The organism is Mucilaginibacter sp. SJ, from assembly GCF_028993635.1.
Classification (GTDB): Bacteria; Bacteroidota; Bacteroidia; order Sphingobacteriales; family Sphingobacteriaceae; genus Mucilaginibacter.
In genome coordinates this window covers 4,995,811-5,007,486 of the sequence record NZ_CP118631.1, presented here as the reverse complement: position 1 = coordinate 5,007,486, position 11,676 = coordinate 4,995,811, and the positions used below count along the sequence as shown (strand labels likewise).

The following is an 11,676-nucleotide window of genomic DNA, read 5'->3' as shown; positions in this document are numbered from 1 at the left end:
AGTGAGTTAGTAAATTACATGACCAATCATTCAATCAATCACTAATTCACTCACTCACTAAATCACTAATTATTCTAAGGTTATATCCAAACCTAAGCCGCGTAACTCGTGAACCAATACGTTAAATGATTCAGGAACTGATGGCGTTGGCAGGTTTTCACCTTTAACAATAGCCTCATATGTTTTGGCGCGGCCGATAACATCATCCGATTTAACGGTTAATATCTCCTGCAGAATGTTTGATGCACCAAATGCTTCCAGTGCCCAAACCTCCATCTCACCAAAACGCTGACCACCGAATTGTGCTTTACCGCCTAATGGTTGCTGAGTGATCAATGAGTACGGACCGATTGAACGGGCGTGCATCTTATCATCAACCATGTGACCTAATTTCAGCATGTAGATAATACCTACAGTAGTTTGCTGATCAAAACGATCACCTGTTAAACCATTGTATAAGTAAGTACGGCCTGATTCAGGTAAGTTGGCTTTCTTAATCCACTCTTCCACTTCTTCATGGCTTGCACCGTCGAAGATTGGAGTAGCGAATTTAACACCAAGCTCTTTACCGGCCCAGCCTAATACGGTTTCGTAAATCTGCCCCAGGTTCATACGTGAAGGTACACCCAGTGGGTTCAACACAATATCAACCGGTGTTCCGTCTTCAAGGAAAGGCATGTCTTCGTCACGTACAATACGTGCAACAATACCTTTGTTACCGTGACGGCCCGCCATTTTATCACCTACTTTAAGCTTACGCTTTTTAGCGATATAAACTTTAGCCATTTGCACGATACCTGATGGAAGCTCATCACCCACGCTGATAGCGAATTTATCACGACGGTAAGCACCCAACTCTTCATTGTACTTAATGTTGAAGTTATGAAGAAGGATCTTGATCTGATCGTTTTTATCGTCATCAGTAGTCCATTTAGTTGGGTTAATGTTATCATAATTAAGCTCAACTAATATCTTTTGGGTGAATTTAACACCTTTAGGAACCTGTAACTCTTTGTAAACGTTATAAACGCCTTGCGAAGTTTTACCGTTAACGATCTCAAATAACTTTTCGATCAAAGTATTTTTCAGATCTTTCACAGCTTTATCATGCTTGTTATCCAATTTCTCTAACTGTGCTTTTTCTTCAGCTTTTGAAGTTTTCTTAGCACGAGAGAACAATTTGGTATCGATAACAACACCGGCAATTGACGGCGGGGTTTTTAATGAAGCATCTTTAACGTCGCCGGCTTTATCACCGAAGATAGCACGTAACAGTTTTTCTTCCGGTGATGGGTCTGATTCACCTTTAGGGGTGATCTTACCAATCAGGATGTCGCCTTCTTTAACCTCGGCACCTACACGGATGATACCGTCTTCGTCAAGGTCTTTAGTAGCTTCTTCTGATACGTTAGGGATATCTGGTGTTAACTCTTCCTCACCACGTTTAGTATCACGAACTTCAAGCTCGAACTCTTCAACGTGGATTGAAGTAAAGATATCTTGTGAAACAACACGTTCAGAGATTACGATCGCATCCTCAAAGTTATATCCCTGCCAAGGCATGAACGCTACTTTAAGGTTACGGCCTAATGCAAGCTCGCCATTTTGGGTAGCGTAACCTTCGCAAAGTACTTCACCTTTTTCAACCCTCTGGCCTTTTTTAACAATAGGCTTAAGGTTCATGGTGGTGCTTTGGTTGGTTTTCTTAAACTTGGTTAAGCGGTAGCTTTTGCTATCTCCTTCAAACGAGATCAAACGATCAAGTTCGTTACGGTCATATTTAATACGGATTTCGTTAGCATCAACGTACTCAACCACACCATCGCCTTCGGCGTTGATCAGGGTACGGGAGTCTTTTGCAACACGGCCTTCCAAACCTGTACCAACAATTGGCGCTTCAGGGCGCAACAATGGTACGGCCTGGCGTTGCATGTTCGAACCCATCAATGCACGGTTGGCGTCATCATGCTCTAAGAACGGAATCAGCGAAGCCGCAATTGAAGTAATCTGGTTTGGAGCGATGTCCATCAAATCCAGACGCTCTGGCTCGATAACCGGGAAGTCACCTTCGAAACGTGCTTTTACACGTGGCAATTCAAACTCACCTTTATCATCGTATACCGCGTTTGCCTGGCCAATGGTTTTACCGTCTTCATCTTCAGCAGATAAATAGATAACCGGCTCATCAACCATAACTTTACCTTCAACTACGCGTTTGTACGGAGTTTCGATAAAGCCTAAGTTGTTGATCTTGGCGTGTACGCATAGTGATGAAATCAAACCAATGTTCGGTCCTTCGGGAGTTTCGATAGTACACAACCTACCGTAGTGGGTGTAGTGAACGTCACGAACCTCGAAACCTGCACGCTCACGCGACAGACCGCCGGGGCCTAAGGCTGACAGACGACGCTTGTGCGTGATCTCTGCCAGTGGATTGGTTTGGTCCATAAACTGTGATAACTGGTTTGTTCCGAAGAACGAGTTGATCACAGATGATAATGTACGCGCGTTGATCAGGTCGGTTGGTGTGAACACCTCATTGTCACGGATGTTCATACGCTCACGGATGGTACGGGCCATACGTGCTAAACCTACACCAAACTGAGCATAAAGCTGCTCACCAACAGTACGCACACGCCGGTTTGATAAGTGATCGATATCATCCACCTCAGCTTTTGAGTTGATTAATTTGATCAGGTATTTAACTATCGCGATGATATCCTGCTTGGTTAAAACTTTAGTTTCTTCCGAAGTGCTCAATTTTAATTTACGGTTGATGCGGTAGCGGCCCACATCGCCCAGGTCATATCTTTTATCTGAGAAAAATAAACGATCGATGATACCACGAGCTGTTTCTTCATCAGGCGGTTCAGCGTTACGTAACTGGCGGTAGATATGTTCAACCGCTTCTTTCTCAGAGTTGGAAGTATCTTTCTGTAAGGTATTGTATATAATAGTATAATCACCGCTGGTTGAAGCATCTTCCTTGTTAAGGATGATGGTTTTAACGCCTGAGTCGATGATCATATCAATATGGTCGTCTTCCAGTAAGGTTTCACGCTCAAGGATAATCTCATTACGAGGGATAGAAACTACCTCACCGGTATCTTCATCCACAAAGTCTTCGATCCAGGTTTTAAGTACCCTTGCAGCAAGCTTGCGGCCAATATATTTCTTAAGGCCTGATTTGCTTACTTTAACCTCGTCGGCCAATTCAAACAGCTCTAATATATCTTTATCAGAGTCATAACCAATGGCACGAAGTAACGTCGTAACCGGGAATTTCTTTTTACGGTCAATATAAGCATACATCACGTTGTTAACGTCTGTAGCAAACTCAATCCATGAACCTTTGAAAGGAATAACACGAGCCGAGTATAATTTTGTACCGTTGGTGTGGCGGCTCTGACCAAAGAACACACCTGGCGAACGGTGTAACTGAGATACAATCACACGCTCGGCACCATTAATAACAAATGTACCTTTTGGAGTCATGTAAGGGATAGTACCCAGGTACACGTCCTGTACAATTGTTTCAAAATCTTCGTGCTCCTCATCATTACATGACAGGCGAAGCTTGGCTTTTAATGGTACGCTGTAAGTTAATCCGCGTTCGATACACTCTTGTATATCATAACGGGGCGGATCAATAAAGTAGTCAAGAAACTCCAGGACAAAGATGTTTCTTGAATCTGAAATAGGAAAGTTTTCGGCAAACACTTTAAACAGCCCTTCTTTGTAACGGTTGTCGGAAGTGGTTTCCAATTGAAAAAATTCCTGGAAAGATTGTAACTGAACATCCAGAAAATCAGGGTAATCAAGTACCTTTCTACTGGTTGCAAAGTTTACTCTTTGATTATTATTGTTTGCCAAGGTATTTAAATTTTAGTTATTAATTTTTGTAGATGTGAGACTTGAGACATGAGATCTGAGATATGAAATAGCGATTTGAAAAATCTCAAATCTCATATCTAATATCTCACATCTAATTCAAAACCTTTATAAACAGCAATAGACCCCGACCGTTTATGGTCGGAGTCTTGATGCTATATTTCAGTAGGTTAAATTACTTAACCTCAACTACTGCTCCGGCTTCTTCTAATTGTTTTTTCAAAGATTCAGCTTCTTCTTTAGTTACACCAGTTTTAAGTTCTTTTGGTGCACCGTCAACAAGATCTTTAGCTTCTTTCAAACCAAGGCCAGTTAAGTCTTTTACTAATTTAACAACTGCTAATTTAGCGCCACCAGCTTCTTTCAGGATAACGTCAAATGCAGTTTGCTCAGCAGCAGCTGGAGCAGCATCGCCACCGTCAGCAGCAGGAGCAGCAACTGCTACAGCAGCAGCAGCAGGCTCAATACCATACTCATCTTTTAATATTTGAGCTAATTCGTTTACTTCTTTTACTGTTAAGTTTACCAACTGTTCAGCAAACGCTTTTAAATCCGCCATTTTATTTAAATTTTTACTTTTAATGCTTTTTGTTTGTTATTATCGAACTTTTGTGAGGCGTTCGTTAACCTCTTTCTTGTAATGTTTTTACAAGGCCTGCAATTGTAGTTCCGCCTGATTGTAGTGCAGAAAGTACGTTTTTGGCAGGTGATTGTAGTAAGCCAACTATCTCGCCGATCAGTTGTTCTTTTGATTTCAGTTTGGTTAAAGTATCTAACTGGTTATCACCGATAAATACTGCCGAATCAATATAAGCTGCTTTTAAGATTGGTTTTTCACCGGTTTTCCTTAATTGTTTGATCAACTTTGCCGGAGCAGTTGCTGATTTTGAGAAAAGGATTGATGATGAACCTTTTAATACATCATATATCGGGCTGAAATCACCGCCTGCAGCTTCCATAGCTTTTTTAATCAAGCTATTTTTGGTTACCTGCATTGTAATGTCGTTTTCGAAACATTTACGGCGGATATTATTGATCTTAGCTACAGTTAAATCAGAGGTATCAGTGATATAAAAATTACCATACTCTTTGATTTGCTCAGTAAGGGCTACAACAAGGTCGTATTTTTCTTCTTTATTCATGATTAGATCCCCGCTACTGATTTAGTTTCAACTGTAATTCCTGGCGACATAGTTGAAGAGATATGAATACTCTTGAAATATGTTCCTTTTGCTGCAGAAGGTTTTAATTTAGAGATTGTTTGCAATACTTCTAATGCATTCTCATAAATTTTATCTGCAGAGAAAGATGCTTTTCCTATTGAAGTGTGGATGATACCGGTTTTGTCAACCTTGAAATCGATTTTACCACCTTTTACCTCAGTTACAGCTTTACCAACTTCTGGGGTAACTGTACCTGATTTAGGGTTTGGCATAAGGTTACGCGGGCCTAAAATACGACCCAAACGACCTACTTTCGCCATAACACTTGGCATAGTAATGATAATATCAACATCAGTCCATCCGCCTTCAATCTTGGCAATATAATCATCCAAACCTACGTAATCTGCACCAGCGTCTTTAGCTTCTTGTTCCTTATCAGGAGTACAAAGAACTAATACACGTACAGTTTTACCGGTTCCATGAGGTAATGTTGCAATACCACGTACCATTTGATTGGCTTTACGTGGGTCAACACCTAAACGAACGTCTATATCAACTGATGAATCAAATTTAGTAAGGGTTAGTTCCTTTACCAATGCAGATGCATCCTGTAATGTGTACGATTTGTTTGCCTCAATTTTGGAGAGTGCCACTTTTTGATTTTTTGTTAATCTTGCCACTGTCTTTAAACTGATTTGTATAAATTAATTAATTCCAGGGAGCTGTACCTGATACGGTAATTCCCATGCTGCGGGCAGTACCTGCCACCATTTTCATGGCCGATTCAACTGTGAATGCATTCAAGTCAACCATTTTATCTTTTGCTATAGTCTCAACCTGCTCCCAGTTAACACTGGCAACTTTTTTACGGTTAGGCTCAGCAGAACCACTCTTTAAACCGGTAGCTTCCAATAACTGGATAGCAACGGGAGGGGTTTTGATGATAAATTCGAATGATTTGTCAACATAAACAGTAATCAAAACAGGCAATACTTTTCCAGCTTTGTCCTGGGTGCGTGCATTAAATTGTTTGCAAAACTCCATGATGTTCACACCTTTTGCACCCAATGCAGGGCCAATTGGTGGTGATGGGTTTGCGGCGCCGCCTTTAACTTGCAGCTTAACCATTGCACCGATCTCTTTTGCCATTTTAATTTACTTTAATTATAAACTCAATGTTAGTAAGTGGAAGCTAAGTAACATTTAAGATTGTGTCGATTTCGGATTTGGGAATTTCCATTTCGGATTTAACTCCCGCTTCTTTCATCTTATATTTTAAATTCAATAATTTCGAAATCGAAAATCCGACATCCGAAATTATTTGAAAACTATTCTTTCTCTACCTGCATGTAATTTAATTCAAGCGGCGTACGGCGCCCGAATATCTTTACCATTACCTTCAGTTTCTTTTTCTCTTCGTTAACCTCTTCAATAACCCCGCTGAAACCGTTGAAAGGCCCGTCCATAACTTTAACGGCCTCACCAACATAATAAGGAACATTCATGGTTTCGCCCTGTGTGCTCATCTCGTCAACCTTACCTAAAATACGGTTAACTTCTGACTGGCGAAGCGGTATAGCATTTCCGGCTTTATCACCCAGAAAACCTATAACACTGTTTATATTTTTAATAATGTGTTCGGTTTCGCCATCTAAAACGGCTTCCATAAGCACATAGCCCGGAAAGTAGTTACGCTCTTTCGCGATCTTCTTTCCATCACGCATCTGGTAATACTTCTCGGTAGGTATTAATACCTGTGGTACCAAATGACTAATGCCCAAACGGCTAATTTCGGCATCTATGTATTGTTTAACTTTCTTTTCCTTACCACTAATAGCCCTAACTACATACCATTTCAATTGATCACTCATCTCCGTCTCCCCTGATATTATGTTAGTGATGTGTAAAACAGTTTAAGCAAATAATTAATGATCTGGTCCATACCTAAGATAACCAGCGCAATAATTATAGCGGCAACCAATACCAAAACAGCGCTGCTTTGAAGCTCGCGCCACGTAGGCCAGGTAACCTTTTCGGTTAACTCGATGTATGACTCTTTAATATATTCAGCTACGCCTGCCATTTTTATATTGTGCTTAAGCACGGGAACAAGGATTCGAACCCTGATCAAAGGTTTTGGAGACCTCTATTCTACCGTTGAACTATTCCCGTGTGTTATTTATAATAAGAAAACATAAGTTTGCCGTTAAAGGCTAAACTTATGTTTTCAAATTAACCTTTTTATTGAAATATTATTATTTCAAGATTTCAGTTACCTGACCAGCACCTACGGTACGACCACCTTCACGGATAGCGAAACGTAAGCCTTTTTCCATTGCGATAGCGTTGATCAGTTTTACAGTGATGGTAACGTTATCACCTGGCATAACCATTTCTACACCTGGTTCCAATGAAATCTCACCAGTAACGTCAGTGGTACGGAAATAGAATTGCGGGCGGTATTTGTTGAAGAATGGAGTGTGACGGCCACCTTCTGCTTTTGATAATACGTAAACTTCTGCTTTGAAATCGGTGTGAGGAGTTACTGAACCTGGTTTGCAGATAACCATACCACGACGGATATCAGTTTTCTCAATACCACGTAACAATAAACCTACGTTGTCACCAGCTTCACCACGGTCAAGGATTTTGCGGAACATCTCAACACCAGTTACGGTTGATTTCAAGTTCTCAGCACCCATACCCAGGATATCAACAGGCTCACCAGAGTTGATTACACCACGCTCAATACGACCGGTAGCAACAGTACCACGACCAGTGATTGAGAACACGTCTTCAACAGGCATTAAGAAAGGAAGATCTGTCAAACGTGGAGGGATTGGGATGTAGCTATCTACAGCATCCATCAACTCCATGATTTTACCAACCCAGGTAGGATCGCCGTTAAGGCCACCTAATGCAGAACCCTGGATAACTGGGATATCATCGCCTGGGAATTCGTAGAATGATAATAATTCACGAACTTCCATTTCTACTAACTCTAATAATTCCGGATCATCAACCATGTCAACTTTGTTCATGAAAACAACAAGTGCAGGTACACCTACCTGACGAGCTAACAGGATGTGCTCACGAGTTTGTGGCATCGGACCATCAGTTGCAGCAACTACGATGATTGCACCGTCCATTTGCGCAGCACCAGTAACCATGTTTTTCACATAATCCGCGTGACCTGGACAGTCAACGTGTGCATAGTGACGGTTAGCTGTTGAATATTCAACGTGGGCAGTGTTGATGGTAATACCACGTTCTTTTTCTTCAGGAGCCGAGTCAATTGAATCAAATGAACGAGCTTCTGATAAACCTGCATCAGCCAAAACTTTAGTAATAGCTGCGGTAAGGGTTGTTTTACCGTGGTCAACGTGACCGATTGTACCGATGTTTAAGTGCGGCTTACTGCGGTCAAACTTTTCTTTTGCCATGATCTATAAATTATTTTTGTAGGTTAATTTTAACTTTAATGTATGTTTTATAACACCGAGCCAACAACGGGATTTGAACCCGTGACCTCTTCCTTACCAAGGAAGTGCTCTACCACTGAGCTACGTCGGCTTATTTTTTTGTTCATTGGTTCACTCGTTAATTAGTTCATTGGTTTTTGCGGTTATTACTAATGAACAAATAAACCAACCAACTAATGAACCAACCGAGCGGAAGACGAGGTTCGAACTCGCGACCTATAGCTTGGAAGGCTATCGCTCTACCAACTGAGCTACTTCCGCTTATTAATTAATGAATGAGTGATTTAGTGAATTGGTGATTTTAGCATTCACTAAATCACTAACTCATCAAATCACTCATTCAAATAAGTGGGGGGAGAAGGATTCGAACCTTCGTAGCCGAAGCAACGGATTTACAGTCCGTCCCATTTGACCGCTCTGGTATCCCCCCGGTAGTTGTTTCCGGATTTGCGATATCCAAAATTGAAGCTAAATACCTCAATCCGAAAAAAACTGAGCCTCCTATCGGGATCGAACCAATGACCTACTGATTACAAGTCAGTTGCTCTACCAGCTGAGCTAAGGAGGCTTATATTTATCTTGCCTTTACATTACCCAAACCTTAATGGGCTTTCGATAATGGAGCGCAAAAGTAATAAGCTTTTTGATATTTTAAAGAACTATTTCAACTTTTTTTCGAGGCGTTAAATACCTCCCCGAAAGGGACTGCAAATCTACAAAAAATAACACCACGTCAAAATTTTTTATCAAAAAAAATCGGCAGGCTAAAAACCTGCCGATTTGGGCTTAAAACAAGCCTTTTTATAATATTAAAAACCCTCCTCAACTGCCGTCAAAACAGCTTTTTTTGCTGTAGCATCAGCAAGGGCTTTCTTTTGTTTATGCTTTTCAATTTGCTTCCTCAGGCTTTCCACCGCCAGATCGGTAGCTTCCTCAAAACTCTTACATTTCTCTTTTGCAAATATTTGATTTCCGGGTAGCAATAATTTGATCTCCGTTATCTTATTACATTCATCTTCCACATTCTCAAGCTTTAAGTAAACTTCACCGCTAATAATATGGTCATAAAACGTATCAAGCTTATCAGCTTTTTTCTGAATAAAATCTAAAAGTTTCCTGTCTGCGGTGAAATGAATTGACTGCACTGTAATTTTCATGTTTCCTCCTTTTTAAGCCTTTGGATGGGCGAGTTTATAAATAGATTTTAGTCTTTCAACTGAATTGTGTGTGTAAATTTGGGTTGCGCTCAGGTTAGCGTGCCCCAAAAGCTCTTTAATTGAATTTAAATCGGCCCCGTTATTTAGCATAGTGGTTGCAAAGGTGTGCCTGAGCACATGTGGGCTCCGTTTATTTTGAGTTGATATGTTAGATAGGTATTTCTGCACTATTAAATAAATCAATTTCGGATAAGCATCGGCTCCTTTATTTGTAACGATTAATGTGAAGGAATTGTTATCAAAATTTTGATTTTTCTTTACCTCCAGATATTCGGGCAGCAGAATCTTCAGTTCATTATTAATAGGAATAATGCGCTCTTTGTTACGCTTACCCAATACCTTTACCACTCCCCCCTCAAAGCTAATGTCCTGTTCTTTAATGCCTAACAATTCGGCAAGCCGGATGCCGGTGCCGAATAACATTTCAATAACAAGCTTATCGCGCAGGCCGGGAAAATCATTTGTAAAAATGTCATCACTATCTAACATTTTTGTGAGGCGCGTATCTTCAACCACTACGGGCAACGTTTTAGCAACTTTTTGCGACCGTACCCTGGATACCGGGTTAGTTTCAACAACACCTTCCTGCAATAAAAATTTAAAGTATTTGCGTAATGTGGCCATTTTACGGTTAACCGAACGGCCGGCAAGTTTTTGATCAATAAGCTCAACCATCCAGTTACGGATGTCATGGTAGCTTACCTGCGATGGATGGGTAATAACCGGCTCGGGTGCGGGATCGGCACCGCCGGGATTGTTTAAAAAGCGCATAAATTGATCCAGATCAGACTGATATGCGGAAACAGTATGCACTGAATACCGCTTTTCGTACTTGATGTACTGGATAAAACGCTCTAAAAACATAAAAAACTATTTATACATCCGGGATGATGAATGTACAAATAGTTTTAATATAGTGTCAAGAAATTAATTAATTCTTTTCAACAAAAAAGAATTAAACAGTTTCCTGGTTTAAAGTCTGTTTATAGATAGCATGTTTAACAACATGACGACGGGTTACAGATTTTTTTTCGAAAGCCTGACGACTGCGTAGTTCTCTTAAAACACCTGTTTTTTCGAATTTCTTTTTGAAGCGTTTCAATGCTTTGTCTAATGATTCGCCGTCTTTTACGTTAATAATGATCATAATTCCTAAAATACCTCCTTTCAAGGGAGGGCAAAGATAACCACAATGTTTTGAATATCAAAGAGAGAGCCGGAATTATTTTTTTAGCAGTTATGTTGTTGTCCTCCTGTTTAATGTTTAAACTGTAAAGAGGCTCACAAAAACATTACATCATGTACTTATCTCGCCTTATCAATAAATTCTACGTATTCACCTGGCTTTTGCTTTGAAATTTTCAGGATAACTTCTTCATTAATTTTGAAAGTGTCATTTGGTGCCGAAAAATCCGACTGTAATCGCACACCTTCATAATTATATTCTACATAAATAATAGTAGTACCCCTGGCTTTCCGCTTTTCTACTATAATCCCTTTAACCATTATCCCATCTTTTAATGCTGCTTTTTTGTCCCTTTTATAGTTAATATCCCCTATAACACCCAGTAAAACAATAACGCCCGCGATAATGAAAATAATTTTCCCTGATTTTTCTCTTGTCATAATGTACTTTATAAACTCAAGTTTTTGCAGGAATACAAATTTAATATTTACAAACACTATCTCCTTATACAAACCTTTAAATACTTACCTTAAATATAAACTGAACAACACAGTGAAGGCAGACTGATTTATTTTTCAGAGATCCATCCAAGTAATCTCACAATGGAGATTGACGATACCAGGCCGTAAAGCATCACCACTTTAAAGTTCTCGTCAATAATTACCCTTTAGGGCAAACTAAGACAGTTTATTCAAAACGCCATCTGTTAAATTACTTTAAATCCACTATGTTAATAA

At 40.1% G+C, this 11,676-nt stretch carries 12 protein-coding genes and 5 tRNA genes; all 17 read right to left on the bottom strand.

Translation table 11 applies throughout. The features are described 5' to 3' along the window. Positions 1-69: 69 nt before the first annotated feature. The 17 genes from rpoB to MusilaSJ_RS20765 all read right to left on the bottom strand — a co-directional run bounded on the left by rpoB (position 70) and on the right by MusilaSJ_RS20765 (position 11,379). Positions 70-3,873, bottom strand: coding sequence for a DNA-directed RNA polymerase subunit beta (gene rpoB / locus MusilaSJ_RS20845; protein WP_091166600.1), 3,804 nt, complete (start codon positions 3,871-3,873; stop codon positions 70-72). 193 nt (positions 3,874-4,066) lie between these two features. Beyond that, the gene (gene rplL / locus MusilaSJ_RS20840; RefSeq protein ID WP_022833154.1) at positions 4,067-4,450 is read right to left on the bottom strand and encodes a 50S ribosomal protein L7/L12; all 384 of its coding nucleotides are present in this window, start codon (positions 4,448-4,450) and stop codon (positions 4,067-4,069) included. A gap of 64 nt (positions 4,451-4,514) precedes the next feature. Continuing rightward, the gene (gene rplJ, locus MusilaSJ_RS20835; RefSeq protein WP_090528670.1) at positions 4,515-5,033 is read right to left on the bottom strand and encodes a 50S ribosomal protein L10; all 519 of its coding nucleotides are present in this window, start codon (positions 5,031-5,033) and stop codon (positions 4,515-4,517) included. A 2-nt stretch (positions 5,034-5,035) separates the two neighbouring features. Next, positions 5,036-5,734 (bottom strand): 50S ribosomal protein L1, encoded by a 699-nt coding sequence (rplA, locus tag MusilaSJ_RS20830; protein WP_090528673.1) that lies wholly within the window; start codon positions 5,732-5,734, stop codon positions 5,036-5,038. A gap of 28 nt (positions 5,735-5,762) precedes the next feature. Then, positions 5,763-6,203: a 50S ribosomal protein L11 gene (gene rplK, locus MusilaSJ_RS20825; protein WP_090528676.1), complete on the bottom strand. Its 441-nt coding sequence runs from the start codon at positions 6,201-6,203 to the stop codon at positions 5,763-5,765. A 179-nt stretch (positions 6,204-6,382) separates the two neighbouring features. Further along, positions 6,383-6,925, bottom strand: coding sequence for a transcription termination/antitermination protein NusG (nusG, locus tag MusilaSJ_RS20820; protein WP_090528679.1), 543 nt, complete (start codon positions 6,923-6,925; stop codon positions 6,383-6,385). A gap of 17 nt (positions 6,926-6,942) precedes the next feature. After that, positions 6,943-7,137, bottom strand: a complete 195-nt coding sequence (secE, locus tag MusilaSJ_RS20815; protein WP_090529653.1) for a preprotein translocase subunit SecE — start codon at positions 7,135-7,137, stop codon at positions 6,943-6,945. Between the two features lie 18 nt (positions 7,138-7,155). After that, a tRNA-Trp gene (locus tag MusilaSJ_RS20810) sits at positions 7,156-7,226 on the bottom strand. Positions 7,227-7,309: 83 nt separating this feature from the next. Then, positions 7,310-8,497 carry an elongation factor Tu gene (tuf, locus tag MusilaSJ_RS20805; RefSeq protein ID WP_090528682.1) on the bottom strand — a complete coding sequence of 396 codons (1,188 nt, stop codon included), beginning with the start codon at positions 8,495-8,497 and terminating at the stop codon, positions 7,310-7,312. A 58-nt stretch (positions 8,498-8,555) separates the two neighbouring features. Beyond that, a tRNA-Thr gene (locus MusilaSJ_RS20800) sits at positions 8,556-8,627 on the bottom strand. 97 nt (positions 8,628-8,724) lie between these two features. Continuing rightward, positions 8,725-8,797, bottom strand: a tRNA-Gly gene (locus MusilaSJ_RS20795). Between the two features lie 88 nt (positions 8,798-8,885). Continuing rightward, positions 8,886-8,966, bottom strand: a tRNA-Tyr gene (locus MusilaSJ_RS20790). A 65-nt stretch (positions 8,967-9,031) separates the two neighbouring features. Beyond that, positions 9,032-9,104 (bottom strand) — tRNA-Thr (locus MusilaSJ_RS20785). Between the two features lie 241 nt (positions 9,105-9,345). Further along, a complete protein-coding gene (hpf, locus tag MusilaSJ_RS20780) occupies positions 9,346-9,693 on the bottom strand; it encodes a ribosome hibernation-promoting factor, HPF/YfiA family (protein ID WP_090528685.1) in 348 nt (115 codons plus the stop codon). A gap of 12 nt (positions 9,694-9,705) precedes the next feature. After that, complete coding sequence (locus MusilaSJ_RS20775) at positions 9,706-10,617, bottom strand: tyrosine-type recombinase/integrase (protein WP_274986737.1); 912 nt, start codon at positions 10,615-10,617, stop codon at positions 9,706-9,708. A gap of 91 nt (positions 10,618-10,708) precedes the next feature. Continuing rightward, a complete protein-coding gene (rpsU, locus tag MusilaSJ_RS20770) occupies positions 10,709-10,900 on the bottom strand; it encodes a 30S ribosomal protein S21 (protein ID WP_090528691.1) in 192 nt (63 codons plus the stop codon). A gap of 158 nt (positions 10,901-11,058) precedes the next feature. Beyond that, a complete protein-coding gene (locus tag MusilaSJ_RS20765) occupies positions 11,059-11,379 on the bottom strand; it encodes a hypothetical protein (RefSeq protein ID WP_274986736.1) in 321 nt (106 codons plus the stop codon). Between the last annotated feature and the right edge of the window lie 297 nt (positions 11,380-11,676).

What these genes read in the sequence shown, in the direction of transcription:
- MusilaSJ_RS20765 (WP_274986736.1), bottom strand. Translation starts at nt 11,379, where the DNA reads ATGACAAGAGAAAAATCAGGGAAAATTATTTTCATTATCGCGGGCGTT.
- tuf (WP_090528682.1), bottom strand. Translation starts at nt 8,497, where the DNA reads ATGGCAAAAGAAAAGTTTGACCGCAGTAAGCCGCACTTAAACATCGGT.
- MusilaSJ_RS20775 (WP_274986737.1), bottom strand. Translation starts at nt 10,617, where the DNA reads ATGTTTTTAGAGCGTTTTATCCAGTACATCAAGTACGAAAAGCGGTAT.
- rplJ (WP_090528670.1), bottom strand. Translation starts at nt 5,033, where the DNA reads ATGAATAAAGAAGAAAAATACGACCTTGTTGTAGCCCTTACTGAGCAA.
- rplL (WP_022833154.1), bottom strand. Translation starts at nt 4,450, where the DNA reads ATGGCGGATTTAAAAGCGTTTGCTGAACAGTTGGTAAACTTAACAGTA.
- hpf (WP_090528685.1), bottom strand. Translation starts at nt 9,693, where the DNA reads ATGAAAATTACAGTGCAGTCAATTCATTTCACCGCAGACAGGAAACTT.
- secE (WP_090529653.1), bottom strand. Translation starts at nt 7,137, where the DNA reads ATGGCAGGCGTAGCTGAATATATTAAAGAGTCATACATCGAGTTAACC.
- nusG (WP_090528679.1), bottom strand. Translation starts at nt 6,925, where the DNA reads ATGAGTGATCAATTGAAATGGTATGTAGTTAGGGCTATTAGTGGTAAG.
- rplK (WP_090528676.1), bottom strand. Translation starts at nt 6,203, where the DNA reads ATGGCAAAAGAGATCGGTGCAATGGTTAAGCTGCAAGTTAAAGGCGGC.
- rpsU (WP_090528691.1), bottom strand. Translation starts at nt 10,900, where the DNA reads ATGATCATTATTAACGTAAAAGACGGCGAATCATTAGACAAAGCATTG.